The 26,141-nt window shown below is 30.3% G+C and carries 30 protein-coding genes; 13 read left to right on the forward strand and 17 right to left on the reverse strand.

All coding sequences use genetic code 11. The annotated features are described in order from the left end of the window. Window positions 1-232: 232 nt before the first annotated feature. Window positions 233-850, forward strand: a complete 618-nt coding sequence (locus ACE193_RS13230) for an SET domain-containing protein (RefSeq protein WP_375558704.1) — start codon at window positions 233-235, stop codon at window positions 848-850. A 55-nt stretch (window positions 851-905) separates the two neighbouring features. On the opposite strand, the gene ACE193_RS13235 is transcribed toward ACE193_RS13230, so the two are convergent. Both ACE193_RS13235 and ACE193_RS13240 read right to left on the reverse strand, forming a co-directional pair. Beyond that, window positions 906-1,469: a D-glycero-alpha-D-manno-heptose-1,7-bisphosphate 7-phosphatase gene (locus ACE193_RS13235; protein WP_375558705.1), complete on the reverse strand. Its 564-nt coding sequence runs from the start codon at window positions 1,467-1,469 to the stop codon at window positions 906-908. 255 nt (window positions 1,470-1,724) lie between these two features. Next, the gene (locus ACE193_RS13240; protein WP_375558706.1) at window positions 1,725-2,690 is read right to left on the reverse strand and encodes a 1-aminocyclopropane-1-carboxylate deaminase/D-cysteine desulfhydrase; all 966 of its coding nucleotides are present in this window, start codon (window positions 2,688-2,690) and stop codon (window positions 1,725-1,727) included. A 274-nt stretch (window positions 2,691-2,964) separates the two neighbouring features. Here ACE193_RS13240 and ACE193_RS13245 point away from each other — a divergent pair, with 274 nt between their 5' ends. Continuing rightward, a complete protein-coding gene (locus ACE193_RS13245) occupies window positions 2,965-3,381 on the forward strand; it encodes an OsmC family protein (protein WP_375558707.1) in 417 nt (138 codons plus the stop codon). A gap of 23 nt (window positions 3,382-3,404) precedes the next feature. Further along, complete coding sequence (locus ACE193_RS13250; protein ID WP_375558708.1) at window positions 3,405-6,146, forward strand: tetratricopeptide repeat protein; 2,742 nt, start codon at window positions 3,405-3,407, stop codon at window positions 6,144-6,146. 60 nt (window positions 6,147-6,206) lie between these two features. On the opposite strand, the gene ACE193_RS13255 is transcribed toward ACE193_RS13250, so the two are convergent. Further along, a complete protein-coding gene (locus ACE193_RS13255) occupies window positions 6,207-6,998 on the reverse strand; it encodes an alpha/beta fold hydrolase (RefSeq protein ID WP_375558709.1) in 792 nt (263 codons plus the stop codon). A gap of 651 nt (window positions 6,999-7,649) precedes the next feature. Between ACE193_RS13255 and ACE193_RS13260 the strand changes: the two genes are divergently transcribed. Then, entirely contained in the window at window positions 7,650-7,817 is a 168-nt protein-coding gene (locus tag ACE193_RS13260) for a hypothetical protein (RefSeq protein ID WP_375558710.1), read from the forward strand. 251 nt (window positions 7,818-8,068) lie between these two features. Then, entirely contained in the window at window positions 8,069-9,157 is a 1,089-nt protein-coding gene (locus ACE193_RS13265) for an ISAs1 family transposase (RefSeq protein WP_375558711.1), read from the forward strand. A 60-nt stretch (window positions 9,158-9,217) separates the two neighbouring features. Here the strand turns inward: ACE193_RS13265 and ACE193_RS13270 are convergent, their stop codons facing one another. The 4 genes from ACE193_RS13270 to ACE193_RS13285 form a co-directional block, all read right to left on the reverse strand. Continuing rightward, window positions 9,218-9,391, reverse strand: a complete 174-nt coding sequence (locus tag ACE193_RS13270; RefSeq protein ID WP_375558712.1) for a hypothetical protein — start codon at window positions 9,389-9,391, stop codon at window positions 9,218-9,220. Between the two features lie 11 nt (window positions 9,392-9,402). Then, window positions 9,403-9,978, reverse strand: coding sequence for a hypothetical protein (locus tag ACE193_RS13275; RefSeq protein ID WP_375558713.1), 576 nt, complete (start codon window positions 9,976-9,978; stop codon window positions 9,403-9,405). Between the two features lie 136 nt (window positions 9,979-10,114). Further along, window positions 10,115-10,768, reverse strand: a complete 654-nt coding sequence (locus ACE193_RS13280; RefSeq protein ID WP_375558714.1) for a hypothetical protein — start codon at window positions 10,766-10,768, stop codon at window positions 10,115-10,117. 166 nt (window positions 10,769-10,934) lie between these two features. Beyond that, window positions 10,935-11,915 (reverse strand): hypothetical protein, encoded by a 981-nt coding sequence (locus ACE193_RS13285; RefSeq protein WP_375558715.1) that lies wholly within the window; start codon window positions 11,913-11,915, stop codon window positions 10,935-10,937. Between the two features lie 418 nt (window positions 11,916-12,333). Here ACE193_RS13285 and ACE193_RS13290 point away from each other — a divergent pair, with 418 nt between their 5' ends. Beyond that, window positions 12,334-12,705, forward strand: coding sequence for a DUF6000 family protein (locus tag ACE193_RS13290; protein ID WP_375558716.1), 372 nt, complete (start codon window positions 12,334-12,336; stop codon window positions 12,703-12,705). Here ACE193_RS13290 and ACE193_RS13295 read toward each other — a convergent pair. Further along, entirely contained in the window at window positions 12,645-12,977 is a 333-nt protein-coding gene (locus tag ACE193_RS13295) for a hypothetical protein (protein WP_375558717.1), read from the reverse strand. The genes ACE193_RS13290 and ACE193_RS13295 overlap by 61 nt on opposite strands. Window positions 12,978-13,083: 106 nt before the next feature. Between ACE193_RS13295 and ACE193_RS13300 the strand changes: the two genes are divergently transcribed. After that, entirely contained in the window at window positions 13,084-13,689 is a 606-nt protein-coding gene (locus ACE193_RS13300; protein WP_375558718.1) for a hypothetical protein, read from the forward strand. A gap of 83 nt (window positions 13,690-13,772) precedes the next feature. Further along, window positions 13,773-15,089: a threonine synthase gene (thrC, locus tag ACE193_RS13305; RefSeq protein ID WP_375558719.1), complete on the forward strand. Its 1,317-nt coding sequence runs from the start codon at window positions 13,773-13,775 to the stop codon at window positions 15,087-15,089. Between the two features lie 22 nt (window positions 15,090-15,111). On the opposite strand, the gene ACE193_RS13310 is transcribed toward thrC, so the two are convergent. The 6 genes from ACE193_RS13310 to ACE193_RS13335 form a co-directional block, all read right to left on the reverse strand. After that, a complete protein-coding gene (locus ACE193_RS13310) occupies window positions 15,112-15,723 on the reverse strand; it encodes a hypothetical protein (protein ID WP_375558720.1) in 612 nt (203 codons plus the stop codon). A gap of 410 nt (window positions 15,724-16,133) precedes the next feature. Next, the gene (locus ACE193_RS13315) at window positions 16,134-17,030 is read right to left on the reverse strand and encodes a transposase (protein ID WP_375558721.1); all 897 of its coding nucleotides are present in this window, start codon (window positions 17,028-17,030) and stop codon (window positions 16,134-16,136) included. A 149-nt stretch (window positions 17,031-17,179) separates the two neighbouring features. Beyond that, window positions 17,180-17,620 carry a hypothetical protein gene (locus ACE193_RS13320; RefSeq protein ID WP_375558722.1) on the reverse strand — a complete coding sequence of 147 codons (441 nt, stop codon included), beginning with the start codon at window positions 17,618-17,620 and terminating at the stop codon, window positions 17,180-17,182. A gap of 68 nt (window positions 17,621-17,688) precedes the next feature. Then, window positions 17,689-18,165 (reverse strand): ribonuclease HI, encoded by a 477-nt coding sequence (gene rnhA, locus ACE193_RS13325; protein ID WP_375558723.1) that lies wholly within the window; start codon window positions 18,163-18,165, stop codon window positions 17,689-17,691. 966 nt (window positions 18,166-19,131) lie between these two features. Then, entirely contained in the window at window positions 19,132-19,479 is a 348-nt protein-coding gene (locus ACE193_RS13330; RefSeq protein WP_375558724.1) for an HNH endonuclease, read from the reverse strand. A gap of 23 nt (window positions 19,480-19,502) precedes the next feature. After that, window positions 19,503-20,285 (reverse strand): IS1 family transposase, encoded by a 783-nt coding sequence (locus tag ACE193_RS13335; RefSeq protein WP_375558725.1) that lies wholly within the window; start codon window positions 20,283-20,285, stop codon window positions 19,503-19,505. Between the two features lie 165 nt (window positions 20,286-20,450). Between ACE193_RS13335 and ACE193_RS13340 the strand changes: the two genes are divergently transcribed. After that, the gene (locus tag ACE193_RS13340) at window positions 20,451-20,828 is read left to right on the forward strand and encodes a hypothetical protein (RefSeq protein ID WP_375558726.1); all 378 of its coding nucleotides are present in this window, start codon (window positions 20,451-20,453) and stop codon (window positions 20,826-20,828) included. Between the two features lie 152 nt (window positions 20,829-20,980). Here the strand turns inward: ACE193_RS13340 and ACE193_RS13345 are convergent, their stop codons facing one another. Beyond that, window positions 20,981-21,187, reverse strand: coding sequence for a transposase (locus tag ACE193_RS13345; protein WP_375563358.1), 207 nt, complete (start codon window positions 21,185-21,187; stop codon window positions 20,981-20,983). A gap of 108 nt (window positions 21,188-21,295) precedes the next feature. Between ACE193_RS13345 and ACE193_RS13350 the strand changes: the two genes are divergently transcribed. Next, entirely contained in the window at window positions 21,296-21,838 is a 543-nt protein-coding gene (locus ACE193_RS13350; RefSeq protein ID WP_375558620.1) for a transposase family protein, read from the forward strand. After that, window positions 21,792-22,232: a transposase family protein gene (locus ACE193_RS13355; RefSeq protein ID WP_375558619.1), complete on the forward strand. Its 441-nt coding sequence runs from the start codon at window positions 21,792-21,794 to the stop codon at window positions 22,230-22,232. The genes ACE193_RS13350 and ACE193_RS13355 overlap by 47 nt, the downstream gene beginning before the upstream one ends. A gap of 64 nt (window positions 22,233-22,296) precedes the next feature. Here the strand turns inward: ACE193_RS13355 and ACE193_RS13360 are convergent, their stop codons facing one another. Further along, entirely contained in the window at window positions 22,297-22,773 is a 477-nt protein-coding gene (locus ACE193_RS13360) for a carbamoyltransferase N-terminal domain-containing protein (protein ID WP_375563359.1), read from the reverse strand. A 145-nt stretch (window positions 22,774-22,918) separates the two neighbouring features. On the opposite strand from ACE193_RS13360, the gene ACE193_RS13365 reads away from it, so the two are divergent. After that, a complete protein-coding gene (locus tag ACE193_RS13365) occupies window positions 22,919-23,758 on the forward strand; it encodes an FkbM family methyltransferase (RefSeq protein WP_375558727.1) in 840 nt (279 codons plus the stop codon). On the opposite strand, the gene ACE193_RS13370 is transcribed toward ACE193_RS13365, so the two are convergent. Further along, window positions 23,755-24,564: a helix-turn-helix domain-containing protein gene (locus ACE193_RS13370; RefSeq protein ID WP_375558728.1), complete on the reverse strand. Its 810-nt coding sequence runs from the start codon at window positions 24,562-24,564 to the stop codon at window positions 23,755-23,757. The two genes, ACE193_RS13365 and ACE193_RS13370, sit on opposite strands and share 4 nt — an antisense overlap. 477 nt (window positions 24,565-25,041) lie before the next feature. Between ACE193_RS13370 and ACE193_RS13375 the strand changes: the two genes are divergently transcribed. Continuing rightward, complete coding sequence (locus ACE193_RS13375) at window positions 25,042-26,112, forward strand: glycoside hydrolase family 73 protein (protein ID WP_375558729.1); 1,071 nt, start codon at window positions 25,042-25,044, stop codon at window positions 26,110-26,112. The last annotated feature ends 29 nt before the right edge of the window (window positions 26,113-26,141 follow it).

Here is a 26,141-nt window from a genome sequence, read left to right on the forward strand (position 1 = left end):
TGCTAAAAATCTATTTTTTCAAATAGCTTCTCAAAATAGATTTTTTTAGCAACTTATTTCTCATTTTTACGTTCTTAATCAGCATTAATTTATTTAATTATTAGTAGATAAAGTTTTAAATTATTGCTACAAAAACCTTAAAATATTATTAATTAGTAGAATTAGTATATCAATTTCATTTTATTCAAAATTCTTTCAATCATTCATTATTTTTATAAAATCTTTATAACAAATGATTCATCCTTCTACCGAACTTCGCTTTGTAAGTCCTGAAATTGGCTATGGTGTTTTCGCAAAAGAATTTATTCCGAAAGGAACGATTGTCTATGTAAAAGACAGTTTAGAAATTGAGGTAACTCCCAAAAAATATGCAAAATTAGATACGTATGCTCGTAGTGTTGTCGATAAATATTCGTATCGTGATGAGCGTGGTTACAGAATTGTAAGTTGGGATTTTGCAAAGTATGTCAATCATTCTTGTAATAGAAATACAGTCAGTACAGGCTATGGATTCGAAATTGCACTTCGTGATATTGAGCTAAATGAAGAAGTTACAGATGAATATGCTATCTTTAATTTAGAACAAAACTTTGAATGTGGATGTAGTGCAAAAAACTGCAGAAAACATATTAGTCCTTCTGATTTTGATGTTTTGTTTGGAGAGTGGGACAAAGAAATAAAAGATGCCTTAGGCGTTTATCATAATTCAGAACAAGCATTAGAAGCCTATATCGACGAAACTTTATTTCAAAAACTACAACACTATTTAGAGACAGGTAAAAATTATAAATCTGTTTATTCACTTCGTTTGAAAAAAAGCGAAACGAATGGAACTTTGCACAAAGTATAACATTCATTCTAAAATCTTTCCAAATCCCTTTTCAATTCATTTTGAAAGGGATTTTTTATTTAGTCAAATGAATCAAGTACGGAACAGCTTCGATAAGTGAAGTCGTTTCAAAATCTATCAAAGCTTTATTTTTTATTCGTTCGAAAGTATTTTTTTCATTGATAAAACATGTTTTCATTCCTGCATTTCTACCAAACTGCATGTCCGAAATACTATCTCCTACAATAACCGAACGCTTAAAACTTATCTTACAAAAATCTTGTTTTGCATCAATCGCCATTCCGATAGCAGGTTTTCGACGTGGAGAATTTGTTTTGGCAAGGTCTGGACAAAAATAAATTTTGTGTATTTGTGGCAATTTTTCTTGTAGATAACTATGAATAAGTTCGAGGTCTTTTTCTGTCATTAATTCTTTACCAATTCCTTGTTGATTCGTAACAACAACAATAGTTTCGAAGTGTTTACTCAAAAGCTCTAAAGCCTCCTTTGAATGCTTTAAAATATCAAATTCTTCCAAATTTTTGACATAATCATCTTCTAGTTTACGATTCAGTACGCCATCTCTATCCAAAAAAAGTGTCCAATTATTTGCCTTTGTTTTTTGTTGTTTACTGTTCATCTGATTATGATTGTATTTGCTGCTTATTATTAAAGAAAAATTAAAAAATTCAGACTATTCAAATTGCTAAAAAATCTTTAAAAAAGCTAATTACCAATATAAAATCTAAAATAATTTTTGAAGAATTGTAAAAAATAAATAGAAATTGTAAAAGATACACGAACCTTTGTGTGAAAAATACGTTATCATAATAATAATTACCAAATTTACTTAAAAACGTTATGAAGCTTAAAAATTTTGTAGCGTTTTTTTAGTTTAAAAAATTCCTCCTGTATGAATCAAAACAATAGTAGCTCCTTTCTCAAAAAAATTATCTTTAGCTAAATTATAAACAGCAAAAAATGCTTTTCCTGTATAAATTGGTTCAATTTGAAAATTATTCTGTTGATTAAAATCAGTAATAAAATGTATCAATCGTTCTGATTTTTTGGCATACCCTCCTTCATGAAAATTAGTTTCTAATATTAAATTCTGCATTGCTCTTTCTGTTCTTTCATCATTATTTCCATAAAAATCATTTAGTAACATTTCTATATCGTTTCTTAAAAAATCTCCTCCTTTTAGTGCAGAAATAGCTAAAACTTTTGTTTTTTGTTTTTCATTATTTATTTCTTGCATTCCATTCAAGATTCCTGCTGCTGTTCCTCCTGTTCCGATAGCTAAGGCAAAATAATCTATATTTTTTTCGACTAAATCATAAGCGATTTTAGTAATATGACTTGTTCCTTTGAGTGCAAGGGCATTCGAACCTCCCTCTGGAATAAGGTAAAAATCTCCAAACTGTTGTTTTAATTTTTCTATGAAATCTACATTTTTTTTCTCTCTATAATCAGTCCTTGAAATATAATGAAGTTGCATATTTTGCTGCTTACAAAAAGTCAAAACAGGATTCAAATTTTGATGTTCTTCTCCCCTAATTATAGCAATACTTTCTAGTTTTAGCTCTTTTGCTGCAAAGGCAGTCGCTCTCAAATGATTAGAATATGCCCCGCCGAAAGTTAAGATTTTAGTCTTATTTTGTTTTTTAGCTTCTAACAAATTATAATACAATTTGTACAACTTATTTCCTCCAATATGTTGATGTTCTGCATCTAATCGTAAAACTTTGATAGTCAGTTTTTTGTCCTCAAAGACTTCATTTTTCCAGTCTGAAATAAAGATAGGAGAAAGAAAAGAAGAGAATAAAGAAGGAAATAAATTAGAAGAAAAATCAATATTCAAAATAAAATATAATTAGTCGTTTATGTATCAGTATACTGAAAAAGTAATTAAAAATTAAGGCAAAATACAGTTAAAGTCATCTTTTTTATCTAATTTTAATTATAAAAATAACCAGACCTTTTAACTTATTCAATTAGACCTTGTTTAAATTTTTATTTTAACTAGCAAAAATGAAATAATTTTAGTCTAAAAAAAGCATTTTTGAGGAAAATAGCGAGTTATTTAATGAAAATAATAAGATCTCTTACTAAGGTATCAAAATCAATTCAATTTTATGATAAAAATAGTCTATCAAGGAAGTTTACGTACACAATCCACCCATATAAACTCTCAAAAAACACTTATTACAGATGCTCCAAAAGATAATCATGGAAAAGGAGAGGCATTTTCTCCTACTGATTTGGTATGTAGTTCTTTAGCTTCGTGTCAGATGACAATCATGGGGATTTTGGCTGAACGAGAGGGAATAAACTTGGAAGGTTTGGAGGCATACATAGAAAAAATAATGACAGACAAACCTCGTCGAATAGCTCGTATCAAGATTACTTATAGGTGTCCTGAAACTTTACAGTTTACAGTTGAGGAGCATGAAAAGTTGCATCGTGCAGCTATGACATGTCCTGTCGGACTTAGTTTGCATAGTGATATTGTACAAGAAGTGAAATGGGAAACTCTACACTTAAAAGCCTAATTTTCTAATTTATAAATGGTATAATGTTTAAACTGGCTCTATTTTTTATTTCTTGGTTTTGCTTGATTACCTTTATTTCTTTTGAAGTATTGGCTCAATCTGATATATCTAAAGATGAAAATAAAGAATTAGATAGTCTTTGGCGTGTCTATAAATCAGCTAAGGAAATGGCTTTGGAAGACACAACTCAAATAAACAGACTTCTAGATATTTCAGAATATTATAGCAAACGGCAACATGATTCTAGTAAAATTTTGGCAAAAATAGGCATCCAGAAATCAGAAGAACAGATGTATTTTAAAGGAAAAGCAAAGTCTTTCCATATTATTGGGCTTTATCATCGTTATCAAAGTAATTATGATTCAGCAATTCATTTTTTTAAAGCTTCTTCTAATTTATACCAAGAAATAGGCGATTCTATTGAATATTCATTGGTCTTAAATAATCTAGCAGGTATCTATTATGTCCAAGGAAATTACGAAAGAGCTTTAGAGAATTTATTGATTGCCTTAAATATTCAGCAACGCTATGGCAAAAAATTACAAGTATCCCGTGCACTCAACAATATTGCTCTAATTTATAAAAGAAACAATCAATATGAAAAAGCTGTTCTGATGCACAAACAAGCTATTACCATGAAAGAAAAATTGAATGATAGTTTGGGAATTGTAATAGGATATTTAAATATTAGCTCTGTGTATTTCGAACAAGAAGACTATCCCTCAACCATTACATATCTCAAAAAAGGGCTTCCTTTAGTTATTCAGTTAAATGATAAAATGTTGCTTTGTCAATATTATATTAACTTAGGACGAAGTATCTCAAAATTTGATTCTCTAAAAACTATTGCTAATAAACCCATTGCTTTAGAGTATTTTAATAAAGCTGAAAAAATAACTTCATCACTCCAAAATAAAGATATTCTATTTTACATTAATTTGGGTAAATCAGAATATTACCTTTTTGATAATCAAAACAAAAAAGCTGAGTTTTTGGCTAAAAATGCGTTAAGTATTGCTCAAACTTTAGGACTGAGAAAACAAGTCGGCGATGTATATCGTCTTCTAGCAGAAATTCATAAGAAGAATAATGAGTTTGAAAAAACTACAAATTACCTAACCAAATATATTGTTTTAGAAGACTCTCTCAAACAAGAACAAAACCTCAATGAAATAAAAAGATTACAAGCTGTATTTGAAAGCGAACGTCAGGAACAGGTTATTTCAGTCCTAAGAGAACAAAAAAAACTACACGAATCTGAAATAGAACGCCAAGAAATTTGGAATTATTCGCTGGCTAGTGGAGCTATTTTATTACTTGTAATTGCCATTTTAGTATTCATTCAAAAAAGAGACAGAGATAACCAAAACAAAGAAATTTTAGAAAAAAGCACTGAAATAAGTCAGCAAAAAGAAGAAATTACACAGCAAAATAACCAACTCAAAGAAACTTTTTCACGCCTTTCTATTTTGTCAGAAATTGGACGAAAAATAACAGCTACAATGGATGAAAATGCCCTTATCTCCATTATTAAAGAAAGTATTGAACATATTATGCCTGTTGATGGATTTGGAATAGGAATTTATAATCCTCGTTCACAAGCCATTGAGTATAATAATTTTATAGAAAAAAATGAGGTGCTTCCTTTTCATTTAGAATCAGCGACTGAAGGTACAAAAAGTCTTTCAGTACAATCTTTTTTAGAGGATAAAGAAATTTTTATTATTGATGTAAAAAAAGAATATTTCCAAAAAAATAAGCAAAATCTAGCTCCTCTTCTTGGAGAAGTTCCTCAAACAGCATTTTTTGTTCCTCTTCGAATTCGTGAACGTCCTATTGGTGTCATGACTATTCAGAGTTTTGCAAAAAACCCTTATACAGAAGATAATTTAGCTCTTTTGCGTAACCTTTCTACTTATGTGTCGATTGCTGTTGCAAATGCAAATGCTTACAAACTTATCAGAGATAAAAATCAAAATATCTTGGATAGTATGCGTTATGCCAAAACAATACAAGGTGTGCTTACTCCAACTGAAAAATCAATCTTGAATCAATTTTCTGAATATTGTTTGATTTATAGCCCTAAAGATATTGTAAGTGGAGATTTTTATTGGCTCACAAAAGTAAATGGTTATACTTTTATTGCTGTGGTAGATTGTACTGGACACGGAATACCAGGTGCATTTATGTCTATGATTGGAAATATGCTTTTGGACGAACTCATCAATCAAGAAAAACACATGCAACCGTCCAAAATATTAAAATTGATGCACGAAAGAATACGAAAACTATTAAAACAAGATGTAAAACCAAATGCCAAAAATAGGGCAAAAAGTAACAAAGACGGCATGGATATGATTTTGTGTAGAATAGAAAAACGCACTTCTGCAATGTACGAAGTCGCTTATTCGGGTGCAAAACGTCCTTTTTGGTATGCAGAACCTTCACATTCAGAAATACAAGAAATTAGAGCTACAAGAAGTTCGATAGGAGGAAAACAACGAGAACAAAAACGACTTTTTGAAGAAGATATTATTCAACTTCCTGCTGGTTCGTCTTTATACCTTACTACTGATGGTTTTGCAGACCAAAATTCTCCACAAGCCGAACGTATAGGTAGCCATAATTTGAAATTATTTCTCAATACAATTTTAGATAAAAATATGGCTACACAGCAAGACTTACTGATTGATTTTCTAAAAACACATAAACAAGATGCCGAACAGCGTGATGATATTACATTTTGGGGTGTAAAACTAATATAAAATCAGAAGTAAAAATAACTGTTTCAAATACCGATTTTAAAACAGTTATTCTATTTAAAATTAATCTTTAAGAAATTTCATTACTACATCAAAAAACTCTTTTGGTGCTTGAGCATGTACCCAATGTCCTGCCTCATGTATAGTATGTATATGAGCGTTTGGAAAATACTTTGTAATGTTTGGAATATCTTTTTCTTGAATGTAGCGAGATTGTCCTCCATTTATAAATAAGGTAGATTGCTCATTATAATCGACAGCCGTATCTATATTTTTGTTTTTGGTTACTGCCCCCCCTATTTTTATAATAGACTTTTCTAAGGCAGGTAGGTTCATTTTCCACTCAAACCCATTTTTTGAACGAGCTAAGTTTTTGAGTAAAAATAATCGTACCCCTTCTTCATCTATATATTGTCCTAATATTTCATCAGCATCATTTCTACTTTCTAGTTTTTCTACCTGAATTGCATTTAATCCATTTAAAATAGCTTCATGATGTGACACATTATACTTTCTAGGAGAAATATCAACAACTACCATTTTTTCAAATGTATTAGGGTAAGTAAGCGCATATTGCATTACTACTTTTCCTCCCATAGAATGTCCAATAAGTAAAGGGTTTTTGAGTTGATGTTCTTCTATAAAGTTATGTAAATCATCTGCTAAGACTACATAATTCATTACTGAGTCGTGTGGAGAGCGTCCATGATTACGCTGATCTATCAAAAATACTCGGTAATGCTCTGCAAACTGACGTCCCAAAGTAAGCCAATTATCAAGTGAGCCAAATACACCATGCAAAATAAGCAAAGGTTGTGATTCTGGACTTCCTAATTCCTTATAGTTAAGTTTCATATCGTTTTTGATGAGTTTTATAAATAGACGAAATATTCTAAATCAATAGAAAACAAAGATAACGTTTTCTAGACTACTCTTTGGAAGAGCTATCCACTCAGACCCTAAAAATTCAATAAACCAAAATAAGTTTTAGTAAAAAACAGGGTGTTTTTTTGAGAAATTAAGCTAAAAAAAACATAAAATAGTCCTAATTTTTTTGTAAAAAAAATGATTTTAGTGTACTGTTTTGTTGTAAAACCCACATTTTCAGTGTGTTATGGCTTTGTTAAAGAGTTTGTTTTTAAAGTTAAACTACACTATCAATTTTCTATAAAAATTTGAAAATTAGATTTTTTATATACTGAATGACTTTAATCAATCAGCTTATACCTTTTTGTTGTGTTGTTTTGATTTATTGCTGATTTGCCAAATTTAATTTTGACTTATAAATAACTTTCAGATAACTCACGTAATAAATAGTCCACAATCAGTATTTGATTCTGCAACCTTATGCTATATCTTTGAGTATATAGAAACAAGGAATTGTACAAGACTTCTTTATCACTCTTAGTTTTGTAATCTTATTAGATTATTTTAATAGACACCTTTTTTTATATTTTACTTAATTTATCAATTAAATATACTTTTACACTTCAAAATTTTTACGCTATGAACACTCCAAACAATTTAAACAAACTTGACGAGCAAAACGAAATTTTCTCAGAATTAGAAAATGAACTTCACATTGAAGAATTAGAAGAAAGACTAGAAATGACTACTGATGGTGGTGGTGATGATGATGTAGAGCCACCAAAACTTCCTTGGCCTATGGGTTAATATAATTTGATATATTAAATCAGAACCAAATTATGTCACATTAAAGTTCAAAATATGATATTTATTCATCACTAAGAGGCTATCTGAAAAAGTTGGCCTCTTTTTACGCAGCTATCTTTTGTAAAATACAAATAATCTTATGTGTCGTTTGAATATTTTTGTAAGGAAAGCTAAAAGAACCAGACTAAACGCACTATAAAATTAATAAAAAAGAGTTAATTTTCGTTCTCACTTTTAATTTTTTCTCTTTTATGGTCAGTTTAAGCTCTTATTTATCAGAAGTTCCTGATTTTCGTAGGCAAAATAAAAATTACTTGCACAATTTGCAGGATATTTTGCTTTTAAGTGTATGTGCTATTTTTCATGGTGCAGATGGTTATGAAGAAATAGCCGATTTTGGTATTGAGAAAAAGGAATTTTTACAAAATTTTCTACGTTTGCCTAACGGAATTCCTTCCCATGATACTATACGTAGAGTTTTTTTACACTTAGATAGTGCTTTTTTTAATAGTTGTTTTATGGATTGGATTTCAGCTTGCATTAAAGATTTAGGTTTACCTTATCAGCAAATTAGTGTGGATGGAAAAGCTCTTCGGGGTAGTAAAACGGGGATTTATTTAGTTAGTGCTGTTGCTAGTGAACTAGGTTTGAGTTTAGGACAGGTTCAAGTAGAAGAAAAAAGTAATGAAATTACGGCTATTCCAGCTCTTTTAGGAATGCTTTATTTGAAAGGATATGTTGTTTCTTTAGATGCTATGGGAACACAACAAGCGATTGCTCAACAGATTATAGAGAAAGAAGGAGATTATTTTTTAGCCCTAAAAGGAAACCAAAAACATCTTTTAGAGCAAACAGAGCTTACTTTTAAAGTAGAAAAGGCTGATGATATATTTGAGACACAAGATTGGTCAGCAAGTGCTAATCAAGTAGTAGAATATAAAGTAGAGGTAAGTTCAAACTGTAAATGGATAGAAAATCTAGCTAATTGGTTAGGTTTAGTAACTTTAATAAAATTAACTACAAATAGCTCATTACGAGGAGAACATATACGCTATTATATCTCAAGTATTAAAAATTTGAGTGCAAAACAAGCCTATAAATTAGCTAGAGGGCATTGGGCAATAGAAAATAAATTACATTGGCAACTAGACGTTATTTTAAAAGAAGACGAAAAAAGAAACCGAAAAGACAATTCAGTTCATAATTTAGCACTAGTCAGAAAAATAATACTAAATGCTGCTAAAATGTATGAAACTAAACTTAGCACTAAAAAAATGATGAATAAAATTAATTGGAATACAAGCTATGCTGAACAACTTTTTACCAAAATGTTCATTTAATAGTGCGTTTAGTCTGTAAAAGAACTTGAATTTGTAGAATACTCGCTTGTAGCAGTTATATCAAAAGTCTAACCCTACTATTTTTTGATTCTTTTGATTAATAATTATGTCAAACTGTTGATACTCTTCCAAATTGGTTCTTTCTACTAAAAATTGAATTTCTATCCTAGGTTCATTATTTTTATTTTTATAAAAAATAAGTTTATGAATAGCTATTGTTGTCGTCTTACCCATTTTTTTTGAGTTTATAATTCTGTTTCTATCATTTGCTCTATAAGAGCATCCGATGACATACTCTTGTCAAAAGAAGATAGTATACTTTTCTTATCTTTTTCTATTATCCCTTTAAAAAATAGTTGTGCATTTTTTACAGAAGTACTAGCATCATGAAGTTGATTATTAGAGTATTTATATAGGACAACTGTATTTTTATTATATAGCTTAATAGATATCACTTTGTAATCTTCAGCTTCTTGCTCACTCAAGTTTATGAAGAAAAACAAACAGATTAGACTACTAAAATCTTTAGCTACAGTAGCTACTTTTTCATCTGTAAGTGTTTCATCTTTAATATCAATTTGGTATTCCTTAAATCCATCAAATAAACCATTTATTCTATATCCTTTTTTTAAACGTACTTTAGCATCTAACCCATCAGCTTCTAAAGATTGTTTAACTGTTTTGAGAGCTTGAATCTCAGTTTTTGAAAGCATCTTTGAAATAATCTCTTTAAATATTTCAGGAGTATCTTGGTTTTGAGCTGTAAGAGTGTTTGTTTTAAGAAAAGCTATTAATATAAATAGAATAAAAATATTTCTCATCTTGAATAAGTAAGTTTGTTGATGGAAAGAATTAAATAAATAATGTTGATTTTCTCAACATTATGAAAATTAATATGCTATTAACCCAACAAAAATTCATTTTTGTTGGGTTAAGTACAATAGGAGTAGGTAAATTTTAGTTAAAAACTTCTTCTTTCTTTACTCCCATAAATGTCATGACAGGATTTTCACAGATGATTGTTCCTTTTACTGGAACTAAATTTTTCCCTTCATGAGTTTCTGCATTGTTTTCTCCTCCTTCTGCATCGATTTCAAGCACAACTTTTTCATCAGAAAACTCTACAACTTTGAAAGTTCCTTTTTTGACAGTACTCATTTTGATTCCATTATCAGTAATTGTCATAATATTAAATATTGGAACTACTTTTCCATCACTTGTTTTATTTTCAAAATTTGCTGTTAGTGATTGCTTTAAAAGTTCTTTTTTTCCACTAATTCCAAGTTGCAAAGTACGCTGTTTTCCTTCTGTTTCTTGTACAAGATTAATAGCTACAATAACCTCATCATTACTTCCTGCTGCAATATTGAAAACAGGTTTTGCATTTTCAAAGTCTAGTGATTTTCCGTCCATGGTAATATCTACTTTAGCAGAAGCATTTTCTGTATTGCTTATATTAGAAGTTTCTACATCTGTTCCTAGACCTGCACTAACTATCTCTTCAGCAATCGTTTCATTTATTTTGTCTTCTAATGCTTTTTTAGGATTACAAGCAGCAAAAGTGAGAATGAAAAAGGTGAGAAAAAAACAGTTTAAAATTTGAGTTTTCATTAAATTAATTTTTTAAATGAATAAGTAATTTGATAATTCTGAAAAGGTATCTGTAAAAAATAAAAATGAGCTAAAGCAAAAAACTAAGCTCAATTTCATAACACATAACTCTATCAGAAATTGATAAATTTGGTGATTTTATTATTTTCTTGAGTGTATAAATATTTTAGTTTTTGCCTTTCATCAATCCAGACATATCCATTACTTTATAGCCTTCTGTATTGATAGTTGAGTTTTGGTTTTCGTTTATTTCGGTAACAGTCATTATTGTTTTTTCGCCTGTTTTTTTGTCGGTTGATTCCATTTCCATTGTAAACTCATCAGACATTGCCATGACTTGATTTTTCTTTTCTTTATCTTGTACAAACATTCCTGCAAAGGCTTTAAATTGAGATATTTTCACATCTTTAGTTGTCCAAGAAACAGATTTCATATCATCATTTTCCATAATTACTTCCGAACATGTATATCCCAAAATATTTTTTGTACGTCCTGTACGAGTAATTTTGACATCTTTCATGGCTTCTTCAGGATTTTGCTCTTGTGTCTGTTCATAATCTTCAGCATTCGGCATTTTCATGGCAATGGCTTGTTTACTTTCTTCCATGAGGGTTATCATAGCTTGCTGCGAACCATCAACAATTACTGTTGATTGAGGTTTCTTGGTTTCTCCATCTTTTGTGCCTTCCACGACTTCCATAGCCATATAATTGGGGTCAGCCGAATTGTAATAACGCATAAACATATCACCATCCTCTTTTCCATTTTTTTTATAGGTTTTCATACGCATAACAAAATTAGAATTGAAATTATAACTAGATTTTACCTCTATATTTCCTTCGCCTCCAAGCATTTTATTTAGAAAATCTACACCCTCATTTTCTTGTTCTGTTTCTGAGGATTGATTTGAATTATCGTCTGTATTCTCTTCTTCATCTTTTTTCTTCTTCTTTTTTTTGCGTTTGAAAAGTCCTTCAATGGCATCTAAACCTTCATCTAGTTTGTTATCGATTTTGTTATCAATGCGATTATTGGTTTTGTTTTTTGCTTTGTTTTTGGTTTTTTCTACTGTTTTGTTTTGTGCATTTGCTTCAAAAATGACAAAAGAAAAAATACTCAGTAGAGCAATTAAAAAATAAGGTTTCATAATGATTTTAGTTAAATTTGATTTTTGGCTAAATCGTAGTAGCAGTTTTGATTAAAAAATAAAGACAATAATTAAATTTGCAATTAATCAAGATTTGATAATTAGTTAATAAAAATTGACTTCACTACTATATACGAAAAAACAAAGTGCAAACGTATAAATTTTACTTTTTTTAAGTAAAAAAGTGTTAGTTATAGAAAATTTAATCTAAAATAGTAATCTTAACTTTTAAGATATAGAATGAAAAATCAAGAGTATAACATAATCAAAAAATATATAGAGCCTTTGTACTTAGGTGTATTTAATTTTGAATATTTAGATATGTCAGACGAGGGAAAAAAATGATTTTTACATAATAATAAAAGACATTACACATACTTGTACTATAATAAAAGACCTCAGAATAGTAGCAAATACTGTGAGTATATACGGTTGGCGAACAAAAGTTGGAGTGAGCTGGTTTAGTGTGGTTATTAATGCAACAGAATTTCAATCTTATATATCTGACTGCCTTTTAAAAGGAGGAGCTACTATTGGTAGAATGGTATATATGTATGCTTTATTAGAGTTTAATAATGAAAATAGCATTCAAACATTAGAAAAATTTATAGAGAATAATTTGAATAAGAAATTAAATCAATGTGAATTAAGCGATGTCGGTTATGCTGAAGTTGTATTATCTATATTGAATAATGAAGTTGATGCAACTGATGAAGCCTTTATTTTTTTTCAAGAATTACAAGATGAAATGAGAGTGATAAGAAAATTCATATCTAAAGCAACTAAATGAGCTTCTAGTCTAGCATCAAAATTTTTATCACTTCTTATCTTATTTGGTTTTTTGACAAAAATATCCATTTCTTGTTCACAAAATAATTTTCTAACTCGTTCTACTGTTTTTACAGAAATATGATAGTTTTGTGAAATAGTAGTTGCTGTTTCTCGTTTAACCGATTCGTCACTAGATAAAAGAACATGAGCGTATTGAATATTTTGAGTTGTTACTTGTTCTACCAATTCTGAATGTTCAAGAGGACTTAAATGGATTCTAAATTTAGTCATAAAAAAAGCGAAGTTTGATTTAACAAAGATAACTCTTAAAAAAAACAGACAAATTAATATTTATTGAACAATAGATAGAGATAATGCACAGAAATTAGAAAGTTTGATGAGTCAAGATGCTACATTTAAAAATTATGTTCTGAATTATTATAGCAAGACAGAGAAAACATATTTAGAATATGCTATTGATGAGTGTAGTATCAAAACGGTAGAAGTTTTAGCTAAAAATAAAGCCATTTTGGGATATAAAAATAAATACACAAAAGAAATTTTGAATCTGTATATAGAAAATTTGGGTTGTTATTTAGAAAAAAATGCCGATAAGTGTTTGATTCCTGCTTTTGTACTACTTATAGAAAATGATTATTTCCGTCTTAGACCTACTTTATTAGAAAAGTTAAATTGTTATTCTGATGTACTTCTAGATTGGTATATAGTTATTCAACCTGTTGTAAAGGCATTGATAAAAAAAGGATTGAAAGTAGAAAAATCTATCATAAATATCACAGGAGAAAAGAATAATTACCTTTTAGAAGTTTGTAAACGGGAAAATCAATATACTAATGAAGAAAATAAAGAGCATCAAAAAGCAATTCGTAATTACATTCAGTTTTTGAAACAAGAGGTGGTAGATTTTGAAACAGAAATTGATGGAAAAAGACCTATCAATTTATTGAGTTCGGTATTTCAAAAGAAGATTAGAGGAAAATAACTTGCTGTTAGTATAGGTTTTGGCAAAATGATTTTTTATTTTTATCCAAAATCTTATTCTTTCGTCTTTTCTTATTCCTTTTAATGAATTATTCTAGTACAAACGGAGATACACAAGTTGGCTCATTGCGTGAAGCCTTATTTCAAACTTTTAGCTCAAAGGGTGGTCTTTTGATGCCTGAAACTATAAATCCTTTACCCAAAGATTTTTTAGCTAATCTTCATACTTTTTCATTTCAAGAAATTTGTTTGAAAATCTGTATAAATTTATTTGGAGATGAAATTCCTGAACAAGACATAGAGAAAATAATACAAAAGGCATTTGATTTCGAAATTCCGTTAGTAGAAATTTATGAAAAAGAAGTTTATTCACTAGAACTTTTTCATGGCAAAACGCTTTCTTTCAAAGATGTAGGAATGTGTTTTATGGCAGAACTAATGAGTTATTTTCTAGAAAAAGACAAAAAAACGAAGAATAATAAAGAAGTAATTGTTTTGGTAGCCACCACAGGAGATACAGGGAGTGCAGCAGCAAGTGCTTTTTTTAAAAAAGAAGGAATAAAAGTCTGTATTTTGTATCCAAAAAATAAATTGAGTTTGTTACAAGAAAAACAACTCAATACATGGGGAGAAAATATTACAGCTTTAGAAATTGATGGAACATTTGAAGACTGCCAACGACTAGTAAAAGAAGCTGTTACAGACAAAGAATTGAATAAAAAAATACAAGTTACGACCTCAAACTCTTATAATATTGCTCGCCTTTTGCCACAATGTTTGTATTATTTTTGGGCTGTTGCTCAACTAAAAGGAGAAAAACGAACAGCTATTTTTTCTATTCCAAGTGGAAATTTTGGAAACCTAACAGCAGGAATTATCGCCAAAAAAATGGGTCTTCGAATCAGTCGTTTTATTGCAGCTACCAATATTAATGATGTCGTTCCTCAATATTTATTGAATGGAAGTTTTGAGCCTCGCCCTGCTGTTCGTACTATTTCTAGTTCGATGGACACAGGAAACCCCGTTAATTTTAGGCGTTTACTGACACTTTACAACCATTCTTATACTCGTTTTTCGGCAGATATTGCAGGATACAGACTAACCGACCGAAGAACAAAAAATACTCTCAAAGACCTCTATGAAGGTTATAATTACTTAGCTGATCCACATTCTACGGTCGCTTATGCTGCACTCAAAAATTATCTTACTCCAGAGAGCGAAGTAGGTATTTTTCTTGCCACAGCACACCCAGCTAAGTATTATGAAGTAGTAAAACAAACTATTTTTGATATAGAATTAGAAATGCCTCCTTTTTTGGAAGAAGCATTGAGAAAAGAAAAGAAAATTGTCTCGCTTTCTTCTAAAATTGATGATTTGAAAGAGTTTCTAACTAAAAACTAAATTCTCAGTTAAGATTATTTTTTTATTTTTTGACAGGATAAAGAATAATTATTTGAACGATGATGCCAATCACAATAAGAAACATAATTTCTATGTTTGTAAATAAATCTATTGTGCTAAAAGCTCTGTTTACCCTAGATAATTCTCTTTTTCCTTCTTCAACTTGAATAATAGCCAATTTGTCTAAATTTTTTCGCAGGTAAGATAACTGGATTTCCATTTTAGTTCTCCACTCTAGGTTTTTTATAATGCTACTATCATTTAGGGTTTGTTTTTCTATTATTTCTATATTTTTAAAGTCATTGTGTAATCTGTCTAAATACTTTTTTTCGTTGTAAGTGAGAGTCGTATTCGAAAACTCATCTAATAAAGTGTAGATAGAATCATTTATACTTGTGCTTTTTTTTGTATAAAAGTCAGTATTGAAAAGTAAAAATGCAATCCTTTTCTCTTCTGTGAGTGTAGAAATATTATAGATTAAATTTTTTACGATTAATCTATCTTCATACATTGCAGAAACCGAATTTCGGACACCTTCGATATGTCTTCTGTCAAGAAGGTTAGTTGCCAAAATCAAGAAAAAAACGAACAATAATCCACCTGTCCACTTTATCTTATTTATTGTATTTTTCATAATTAAAGCTATTTTGTAAAAAGATTGTATTTTGGGTAGTATTCTAAATATAAGAATATTTTAGTTGAATAAATGGCAATGAGTTGTAATTTTTGTAAAATGCAAACTAAACAATAGTCCATTTAGTTTTGAATTATTTATGTATTATTTGGGATTTATACCACACGCATCAAAAAATATATTTAGCAGGAACTCATTGTGATACATCACTTTAAGACTCATCATTGAAAAAATTTTTCTATCTTCTTTTGGAATGTTTAAATAGTGAAGAGTCTTCATTACAGATATAGGGCATGTTCATAAAAAATAGTTGAAGTTTGAAAGTATAGTTAAAAAAGTAAGCACTTCTGCATTAAACTATTGTCAGAGTTATTTTAGATTACTAAAAACTAATGAATGCGAATAAGGGGTTAAAATTCTGTTAGAATGATGAATGCAGCCGTTAATTTAGAAAAAATATGTAACCATAATCCTTTTTCTGACCTAATTTTAGCAGCATTTTGAATATTTGTTTTTTGATGTATCCAATTAAAAGCTGATTCAATAGGTTGTCTAATCTTTGCGACTGCTGTGTTAAGTTGTTTTTTGAAAGCAAAATCCATCTGTTTGAGTGTTTTAGGTGTATTTTTCTTGCCTTTTTCTGGTGTAAATAAACAAGAGTTTTTCTTATGCAATTCTTTTGATAATTTTTCATCACAATAGGCTTTATCTAGCACAAAAATAGTGTTTTCTTCCTTTTTAATAGCTTCTCTAACGGCTGTCAAATCGTGAACAGATGCAGGTGTTATTTTGATATAGACAGTCATTGGTAATGTGCCTTTTCTACGGTCTGCTAAAAGATGTAATTTAACGCCTTGATACCATACACTTTTACTTGCACAATACGATTTATCGCATATATGAGTAGCTACCTTGTTTTTTCTTTTACCAGAACAAGTTATGATAGGCATTGAATCTCCTAAAATAATATGCAATTCTTGCTGTGTGCTTGGAAACAAACTATCAAAAATATGAATAATAAAATGCTCATAAGCTCCCGTTAAATTGTTTAGACGATTGCAAAAAGTTGGGTAGCTTGGCAAAGTAGGAAACCAAGCTAACCAGTGATTTTTGATGTAGTCATAGACTTGTTTTTTTTCGTGTTTCTGTTCATAAATTTGAGCAAATAAATGCATTGTAATCAGTTCTTCATCGGTAATATTTCCTTTATTACCGTTGTTACTGAAACGTTGAACATTATATTGCAAAGTCGAGTTGTATAACTCACAGACTTTGTAGTAAAGCGAAATTAGTTTTAGGTCATGCATAAAATCTAAAACGGCTAAACTGCTTAGTCTGTTTTTTTTAGTTTATAACTAATTGAAAATCAAGAAATTAAAAAAAACAAATCTATCTTTAATTTAACTCCTTATTCGCATTATGACTAAGTTTTTATGAACAGGTCCTGTATTAACTTTTACCCCAAAACCTCCAATTCACTCACTTCAAAACGTCCCGAATCTTTCAAATAACCAATAACAAACTGAGCAAATTCTGTATCAAAGTTAGCTTTATCAAAATTTCCTACTAAAACAGTTTTATCTTCTTCAAATTCTCTATTTTTCCTCAAAAAATCGGGTACATTATGCTGCACCGAAAAACGTAAAAAACGAATTTCTACATGTTGGGAATCCTCTTTTATGGCTTTTTCAAAGAAATCAAAACTCTTATTTACTTGTGCTAATTTTGTGTATGGATTCCAAGAAAATTGAGCCATCATAGACTCACAAGCAGCACGATATGCTAATAAAAGTGCAGATGGATTTTTTATATCTTGCAATTCTTTCAAAAGCCTTTCGATTTTTTGCTCATTTCCTATGGATTCAAAATACTTTTTACGTGCTTCTTTTTCATTCATATAAAAGTAAGTAAATAGTGGTTTTTTTTATGAGTCTATTTGTAGCTGTAAAAAGTTTGAAAACAACTCTATTTCATTTGATGTTTTTCATAATATTCATCAGCAGGAAGGTTTGATGAAGAGGCAGCAGCCACAGCCAACTCATCACAACGTTCATTTTCTGGAATTCCTGCATGTCCTTTTACCCATTGAAAAGTTACTTGGTGCTTTCTATAAATCTCCAAAAATCGTTTCCAAAGGTCTGCATTTAGACGTGGTTCGCCTTTATTGATAAAGTTTTTTTTCTCCCAATCCAAGACCCATTTTTTTTCTACTGCATCAACTACATATTTCGAATCTGAATAGACTTTTACTTTCATATTTGGCTTTTTGAGAGCTTCTAAGCCGATAATGACAGCCAAAAGTTCCATTCTGTTATTGGTCGTACATCGAAAACCTGCTGAAAACTCCTTGCGTAATCCTAATGATTTTGCCATCAAAACTGTTCCATATCCTCCTCTTCCTGGATTTCCTTGTGCTGCTCCGTCGGTGTACATTTCTATCATTTTTGTAGTATTTTTTAGTGATTGATAAATACGAATAAAGTAGTTTTATTTGTAAAAGTAGATAATTCTTTAAAAACTATACGCCTTCTTCAAAGATTAACTTGTAGAGTTATACTACTAGACATTTTTAATAATTGTTGCTATTTTCCGTTTTTTACTCTGTCGTATTTTTGTCAAAAGATAGGTACAAAAAGAGCTGATTGATAAGCAAAAAGACATTACTTTGTTTTGTAGAACTGCGTTTCAGTTGATGCAACAACGCTTTCTCTAATTGAAAATCATTTGTTTTAAACTCAATAGAGAATAAAAAAATGAAACTTTGAAATTAGTAGGGAACTGGAAGACAGCAAGTCATCGAAGCTAAAAGATACGCCTTTTCCTAAAGTTGTCGTTGATTTCACTTCATAGAATTTCCTACTGGGTAGAAAAAGACATGTCTTTTCCCTACAAAATGCCTAAATTAGATGTGATTAACCTATATTATATACTAATCTATAGCTCTAGTAGGTTTCTGTTTTTTCTGTCTTCAATAAACATAATTTAGTTTGTAGATTTATTTGTTTCATTTCCTTATAAAATCAATACACAAACTTTGCTACTGAAATACAAATATACAGACTAGGTTTTGAACACCCAAAAACACCATTTTCAAAAACAAAAAAAATCCCAAACCCTACATTTCTACTAAAAAATATACCGTTTGGGAAGACTAAATTCTATATAGAAACTGAATGTATAGGATTCGTAAGATTGCCATCGCTCGTTTTTAACGAGTGATTTATGATGTATTCGGCTTGTAGCCGTGGTTTTCGTAGTTGGTATTTTAGTTCTACACTTTTTTGGTTTTGAGTATAAAATCTTAGATTTGTTCTAGTTTAGAAATACAAAATATACGGCTGAAATACATATTGCTCACTCGGCAAAGCCAAGCAAGAGCCATTTTAATCTTGCGAGAGATAGCAGAGATTACTTTGCATCCATTTGTATCATTAAATTCCTATGATAAGCCAAATATTTCTTTCTATCATCATTTAAAATACTTTTTTCTAAGACATAATTCCTCCAAAATGCTTTTACATCAGCAGCAATTCTTTTTGAAAAAATCATTTTTCCTTCGTCAGTAAAAGAAATATACTTTAGGTCAAACAAAGAATCAATAGTTCGACTAAGTAACAGTCCATTGTTGGCATCATAAGCTTCGTTTTCATCAGAATCTATAAATGGCTTTATATGACTAGCAATCAAAACTGGATAAGTCAGTTTTTCTAACATGCATTGTGTACTTCCATACAATTCTTCACTTTCTTCTTGCAACTGGTTTTTAGGTGGTGTTCTTTTTATAAGGATGGATTCTTTGCAATAATTTCATTGTTGTAATTTACTATAAAATATTTGATTGAATTATAATGATTCTCCCATTTTTTAGAAAAGGATAAAGAAAGCCTAACTAATGGGCTATTTCTCTGTCTGATTGTGTTATTAAAACGCTCAATTTTAGTAGTTTCTTTTTTACCTTCTTGTCGGAGTTGTTTTTTAGGAAATACAGTTCCATAAGAAGCAAAATCATCAGCATAAACAATGGCTTTTTCTCTTAATTTCTTATCTATACTCAAATAAAGTCCTAATGCACCCTCTTGATCTCTACCTCCACTATGAAATCCAACTACCAATCCTGTACGTCTTTCGATAGCTAACCAGATCCATTCTGGACAATCTTTAGCACCTACAAACCGAGCTTGCGAGCTCAGCGTAGCTAAACTCCATAACTCATCGGCTTCTACCAGATATAAATCTATCTCTGCTGAAGCTAAACGACCAATAGGCAAATCTTCTTTTATTCGCTCATAGCAGAGTTTCATACGAGAAGTAACCCAACTGACACTTTTTTTAAAAAGGCGACTAATGCCTCTTAAAGCAATACGTTCTAATAGAAGTTGAGCTACTAACTCATCTTGGTAAGAACTAATAATAGCTTCCTTACTTTCAGGTAAAGGACGTTCTACAAATTGGCGTTTACAAGTTTTACACTTGTAATTTTGCTTATTGTAATAAGTTTGACCATTTTTTACAGTATATTTGCCTTGGCAATGAGGGCAAATGTGAGTTTGTTTAGTTTGCATTTTACAAATATCACAACTCATTGCCATTTTTTCAACTAAACCATCCTTATATTTAGAACACTACCAACTTTTGCTTTTTTTGATAGTCTTGATTCTTATATCAAAAGTGATGTTAGAGAATTTAAGGATAAAATATTTATTCTTAATATCACAGCTTCAGTTCTATTGAGTATATTTATTTGTTTTGATAAAGAAGAATGGAAAAAGGAGAGTAAAATTCTAATAATTTTGTTTATGCTTATCTTGTCTTACCTATCTTTTTATGTAACTTCGGAAGCAATAACAGTTTGTTTATTAAAATTTAACTCTGTATCATTTGATAAAACTGAAAAAAGAGAGTTTAAACTATACAAAGAATCTAGTCTTGAGAATGGATACTTTGGGACTTACACAGACAAAAAATATATTTTTGAAGGTTATGGATATGACATACTAAAAGTTGAAAAGGAAGATGAGAACTATATAAAAAGTGTTGATAAAGTTACCTTAAAACTAAAAATAGGACTGTTGGGAGTTCCTTATGACCCACAAATAATCAAGTGATTGAATTTTTTATACAAAAGGAGCATACTACTAGACATTTTACTAATTACTGTATATCAGCCTCGTAGAGCAGACCGTTTATAGTCAATTTTACTTGTTTTTTTTATATAGACGGTCTGCCCTCTGGGACTGACCTATTTATTTGAAAATGTCTAGTAGTATGAATGGTAATATACTGTATTCCAGCTAATTGATAGGTTTCTAAAAAAATGTTTCATAGGAAGTTCTCGCCATTGACTGCCTGATTTTAAGTGATACACAATGGCTTGGATAATACGCCAAAGAGCTACTTTTACCCGACGACCTTTTGTAAATTGATGTAAATAAGGTAAAATATTTTCGGCTATAAATTTTTTGATAAGTTTACGTAGATAGAGGGAAAAATAGTTAGATTGAAAATGTGATGATTTACAATAGACTTTAAAACGTAAATTTTATTATATTAGCGGTCATTTTATCCTTACTTTATGATTGATTTACCTAACTTACGTAAAAAAGAAAAGCCTTTTATGGCTCTTACTAGCTTGACTATCAAAGAGTTTGATGAGTTATTAGCTACTTTTTCTCCACTTTGGGAAAAACATTATATGTATTATGACCTCAAAGGAAAGGCTAGAAATAAGCCCACCTTCCGAGAACACGCAAAAATACAACTAAAAGGTAGTGAAATGAAACTTTTTTTTATCCTTTACTACTTGAAAAACAACCCTTTACAGGAATCTTTAGCTCTTACTTTTGATGTTTCTCAAGGAAAAGTTAATCAATGGATTAACAGCCTTCTTCCCATTTTAAAAGAAAGTTTAAGAAAAATTAATGTATTGCCTGCAAGAAATGAATCGGAATGGACAATAAAACTTGCAGATCGTGTTGAAGAAGCAGGTAAAGCCTTAGAGTTATGGGTAGATGGAAGCGAACGTGAAATTCCTCGTCCCTCCGATTACAAAGCTCAAAAAGAAGTATATAGTGGAAAAAAAAAAGCACACTATAAAAAATACTTTAGTTACAGATAAACATCAAGAGGTAGTTTTTTTAGGAGATACAGAAACAGGAAAAGTACACGATAAACGTTTATTAGAAGAAGATGATATTACCTTTCCTGAGGGAACTATTCTTCATCAAGATACTGGTTATCAAGGTCATAGACCTAAAGGTGTCCTTATTGAGCAACCCAAAAAAAAGCCTAGAGGAAAAGAATTATCGGAGCAGGACAAGGCTGAAAATAGTAAAAAGTCTAGTCGTAGAGTACGTGCAGAACACAGCATAGCAGGAGTAAAAAGACTTAGAATTGTCTTAGATGAAATCCGATTGTGGGGAGAAGAGGTAAGAGACCAAGTCATGGAAATTGCGTGTGGTATTCATAATTTAAGGGTAAAGACAAGAATAACCTATCAAAAATTATCGTAATAAAGTCTAATGATAACTATTTTGACCTCTTTTTTTAAAAATAAATCAACATTCTTAAACAAGTTCATTGGCTACACAATTTAGAGCAACACCACCAGCCATACAAAAATTTTTTGTATCTGTTAAGCGTTGCTTCCTTTGCCATCAAAATAACTACTTCTTCTGTTACTTGTTGAATAGCTAAATCACAATGCACTTGGTCGATAGGAGATTCCGATTTTCTTGTCGGAACACCAAAAAGTTGCTCCCATTTTTTTTCTTGAATCATGTGTAAACCTGTCGCATAATTAAAATACGATTGGTCAAGCCAAATCGAACCATCAGAGCAAACATGACAAAGAGTTTCTTTTATTTTTCTTACAAATTCTTTGGTTTGTTCTGCCTTTGGATTTCTGTAAGGAGCAAGTCCCATCAATTTATATTCTCCTGAATTGACTTTAAAATCTGTGTAATACATAAAAGCAGAATACAAAAGTCCTAAAGAATGAGGAAATTGAAGTTCTTTCAGAATTGTAATATCCTTTTCTTTTCCATGGCAAATAGAAACTGTGGTCTAGTCTCCATAGGAAAGCTAAATTAGTAAATTATCGCTAAATTGTCAGAAGAGCTTATTTTTAATAAAAAAAGCAGTATTTTAGATTCTCTCCTTATAAATTGTTAGTCAAAAACTCATAAATTACTTTAAAATGACACGCTGGGAAAAAATAAAAATTATCACTTCAAGAGGGTGGTCTTTATCTGGTAAATATCGTTTGGCTCGTTATATGTCCAAACAAAATAAAACAAAACCTGTCTCTTTTACGGGAATTTCGTGGATGCAAAATGAAAATATATTACTTCATATTGATACAAGCAGCTATGTAGAATGGTGTGTATTTTCGATGGCAGAATATGAAACAGAACTAGCACGTCTTATTCAGAGTCAAGTAAAAGTAGGAAATGTATGTTTGGATATTGGTGCAAATGTAGGGATTCAGAGTTTGAGAATGGCACAAGAAACCAAACAAACGGGAAAAGTAATTGCCTTCGAACCTGTCAGTTATTTGAGAGAACGATTAGAAAAAAATATTGCCTTAAATAAAGCCTCTCAAATAGAAGTTTTGCCGTATGCACTCTCTGATTTTTCGGGAACTTCTACCATGAACATCAACCCAGAAGACTCTAACCAAGGTACAGCATCACTTTCTGACAATGGAAACACAGAAATTCAAGTCAGAAAAGGAGATGATTTATTAAAAGAGATGAAAATAGAAAGACTTGATTTTATCAAAATAGATGTAGAGGGTTTTGAATATCAAGTCTTGATAGGTTTAAAAGAAAGTATAAAACGTTTTCGTCCTTCGATAGTTTTCGAATACGATGATAATTATTGTGTAAAAAGAGGTAAAAAAAGCTATATTGATTTCTATATTTTTTTTGAAGAACTAGACTACTCTCTTTTTGGAGTCAATGAAATTGGAGGAGAACGACTTCATAAAGACAGCCAAAAAATTGAATCTAACATTTTAGCTCTTCCAAGAAATTAAGATTTTTCTTCTTTGTTTTTTTTATTTTCCAAAACCTCTAAAGCACTTTGAAGATTTTGCATGGTTTGGCGCAACTGATTTACTTGTGTCGGAACTTCTGGAAAGTCCAAACTAATATAAGCAGCAAAACGCCAAATTTCTTCAATATCTTCTACCGAAACTGAATAAGAAGAAGACATTCCATTTGTATCTTCCAAAAGAAGTGTATCATTTTGTGCAATCTGATTTTTGATTTTACGAAAAATAATCCCTGTACTTTCAGAAACAATAATACAAGGTTCATTATCTTTTAGCTCATTCCAATCAGCGACAAACTCTCCCACTACAATACTATTTGTTGGTGCAGCTAATAATGAATCTGAAATTTCGAATGCTCTATATGTGTGATTGAGTGGTAAAGCTGGCAACTGGCATTTTGGAAGGTTTGCTACAAAATCAATATCTGAATAGCCTTTTACATAATCTTCCTCCGAATCCAAACGAACAAGCTCAATATATTCATTTTCATTTCGGTCTTGTGTAATACTCAAAACACGCAATCTTTCGGCTGCTGCATATTTTTTTAACTCTGGCAACTCAGGTGTATTTTTATTTTCAGCTTCGACAGATAAATCTTGATTAATAAACTGCTCTAGTGTAACACTAAAAAAATTAGCAATTTCTATTAAAGGTTCTAATTTTGGTGTCGCTCTTTCCTCTTCATACGAGCCAATCTTCTTTAAAGACACTCCTAAGTGCTTTGCTAAGGCTTCTTGAGTTAAATTATGGACACGACGAAGGTAGCGCAAGTTAGAAGAGAAGAACATAAGCTATGTGAGGTCTGAAAAAAATAATAGGTTTTTGATAAAATTTTTAGCAAAATATTTGGTCGTTATCGAATCAACTCTTATATTTGCTTATAATATTAGCAATAAAGATAAAAAAACTCTGATAATTGGGAGAGGAAAACAAAAAAAATAGTCTTGTCTCTTTTTTTTACTAAAGAATCAGCAAGTTAGAAATTATTCTTGTCAATCTGTTATCTTTTTTGGAATTATTTATCAAATAAATAAGTTTTACTCCAAAATTGCTAATTATATTAGTTTTTGCCTGTTTTGTTAATCATTTTACAAAAATCATCAAAAAAGTATGGATTACAATCGTAATTAGCTTCGCTGCTTTTGCAGGTCGTAATCGTCTTTATATTCTATATATTCTATCAAACAAATAATTCTGTTTTTATTGACCTATTTCTACTTATCACTTCGGATAGTTTTTAGAAACTCATCCAATAAACAAATACCATGATGAAGCAACTAATAATACTCGACGACGCATTCCAAACTCTAAATGATGGAAGAAAACTTCTTTCACAGCCTGTCTGTTTTGAAATTCCATACTGGAAAAAAACAGTTGATTTCAAAATAGAAATTACTGACCGTTGGCTGATGGTAATTATTGCAATTTTAGTAATGATTATCGGACTTCAATGGTGGATTCCACAGAACAGCAACACGACACAAATTGATAATATGCTTGTTCAGATGCCAAATAAAAGTAGTGTAATTCCTGCTTCTATGCCAGCTTCACAGCCTATTAATGATGTTCTTTCGTACATAATGACACACTTAGAAGAATCACAAAATGAAACACCACAGACACACCAAGAACAAAGAGATAATTTTTTGGTACAAAAACAGCTTCTGATTACTAAATATTTAATAGAAAATAAGGCTTCTCGTTTGGATAAATTGGCTGATGATGAGTTATTGAATTTAAACAAGGAAATTACACAGCTTTTTATTGATTTGGTTTTGAATAATGTAAATGCACAAAAACACGTTTATACTTATTTTACAGATAATACAGATTTGAATAAAATTGAAACTTCGCTAATGGAACAAGCAAAATTTCACGTTCCTGCATCGATAAAATTGGCTCAATCTGCATTAGAAACAGCTTACGGACAGCGAATTGTAGATAATAATTATTTTGGAATAAAAGACAAAGCACAAAAAAGTAGCCTTACCACCACCACAGAATATTATACAGCTTTAGAAATGCAAGCCAATAAAAATATAATTGTAAGTTCGAAACGAGTAGTAAAAAATGGAAAAACACTTTACAAGTGTATCGTAAAAGACCATTTTGCAGAGTATAATTCGCCTTGGCATTCGTTTCGTTCGCACTCAGTTTTTCTTAGTACCAACAAACGTTATTCACCTTTATTTACAAAAGGAAAAAATTATGAAGACTGGGCTGACAAAATTGGTTCTACAAAATATGGTGGTGTAGGTTATGCAACTTCTCCAATTTATGGTGAAATTTTGAAGAAAATTATCAAGCGTTATCATTTAGATTTATTAGATTTTTAGATTTCAACTATAAATTTCAAGTAAATACT

It is taken from the genome of Bernardetia aquimarina, from assembly GCF_042180575.1.
Taxonomy (GTDB): domain Bacteria; phylum Bacteroidota; class Bacteroidia; order Cytophagales; family Bernardetiaceae; genus Bernardetia.

Bases quoted from the DNA above. Each gene is read 5' to 3' on its own strand.
- ACE193_RS13230 (WP_375558704.1), top strand. From the start codon at position 233: ATGATTCATCCTTCTACCGAACTTCGCTTTGTAAGTCCTGAAATTGGC.
- ACE193_RS13235 (WP_375558705.1), bottom strand. From the start codon at position 1,469: ATGAACAGTAAACAACAAAAAACAAAGGCAAATAATTGGACACTTTTT.
- ACE193_RS13245 (WP_375558707.1), top strand. From the start codon at position 2,965: ATGATAAAAATAGTCTATCAAGGAAGTTTACGTACACAATCCACCCAT.
- ACE193_RS13250 (WP_375558708.1), top strand. From the start codon at position 3,405: ATGTTTAAACTGGCTCTATTTTTTATTTCTTGGTTTTGCTTGATTACC.
- ACE193_RS13255 (WP_375558709.1), bottom strand. From the start codon at position 6,998: ATGAAACTTAACTATAAGGAATTAGGAAGTCCAGAATCACAACCTTTG.
- ACE193_RS13260 (WP_375558710.1), top strand. From the start codon at position 7,650: ATGAACACTCCAAACAATTTAAACAAACTTGACGAGCAAAACGAAATT.
- ACE193_RS13265 (WP_375558711.1), top strand. From the start codon at position 8,069: ATGGTCAGTTTAAGCTCTTATTTATCAGAAGTTCCTGATTTTCGTAGG.
- ACE193_RS13270 (WP_375558712.1), bottom strand. From the start codon at position 9,391: ATGGGTAAGACGACAACAATAGCTATTCATAAACTTATTTTTTATAAA.
- ACE193_RS13275 (WP_375558713.1), bottom strand. From the start codon at position 9,978: ATGAGAAATATTTTTATTCTATTTATATTAATAGCTTTTCTTAAAACA.
- ACE193_RS13280 (WP_375558714.1), bottom strand. From the start codon at position 10,768: ATGAAAACTCAAATTTTAAACTGTTTTTTTCTCACCTTTTTCATTCTC.
- ACE193_RS13285 (WP_375558715.1), bottom strand. From the start codon at position 11,915: ATGAAACCTTATTTTTTAATTGCTCTACTGAGTATTTTTTCTTTTGTC.
- ACE193_RS13295 (WP_375558717.1), bottom strand. From the start codon at position 12,977: ATGACTAAATTTAGAATCCATTTAAGTCCTCTTGAACATTCAGAATTG.
- ACE193_RS13300 (WP_375558718.1), top strand. From the start codon at position 13,084: ATGAGTCAAGATGCTACATTTAAAAATTATGTTCTGAATTATTATAGC.
- thrC (WP_375558719.1), top strand. From the start codon at position 13,773: ATGAATTATTCTAGTACAAACGGAGATACACAAGTTGGCTCATTGCGT.
- ACE193_RS13310 (WP_375558720.1), bottom strand. From the start codon at position 15,723: ATGAAAAATACAATAAATAAGATAAAGTGGACAGGTGGATTATTGTTC.
- ACE193_RS13315 (WP_375558721.1), bottom strand. From the start codon at position 17,030: ATGCATGACCTAAAACTAATTTCGCTTTACTACAAAGTCTGTGAGTTA.
- ACE193_RS13320 (WP_375558722.1), bottom strand. From the start codon at position 17,620: ATGAATGAAAAAGAAGCACGTAAAAAGTATTTTGAATCCATAGGAAAT.
- rnhA (WP_375558723.1), bottom strand. From the start codon at position 18,165: ATGATAGAAATGTACACCGACGGAGCAGCACAAGGAAATCCAGGAAGA.
- ACE193_RS13335 (WP_375558725.1), bottom strand. From the start codon at position 20,285: ATGCAAACTAAACAAACTCACATTTGCCCTCATTGCCAAGGCAAATAT.
- ACE193_RS13350 (WP_375558620.1), top strand. From the start codon at position 21,296: ATGATTGATTTACCTAACTTACGTAAAAAAGAAAAGCCTTTTATGGCT.
- ACE193_RS13365 (WP_375558727.1), top strand. From the start codon at position 22,919: ATGACACGCTGGGAAAAAATAAAAATTATCACTTCAAGAGGGTGGTCT.
- ACE193_RS13370 (WP_375558728.1), bottom strand. From the start codon at position 24,564: ATGTTCTTCTCTTCTAACTTGCGCTACCTTCGTCGTGTCCATAATTTA.
- ACE193_RS13375 (WP_375558729.1), top strand. From the start codon at position 25,042: ATGATGAAGCAACTAATAATACTCGACGACGCATTCCAAACTCTAAAT.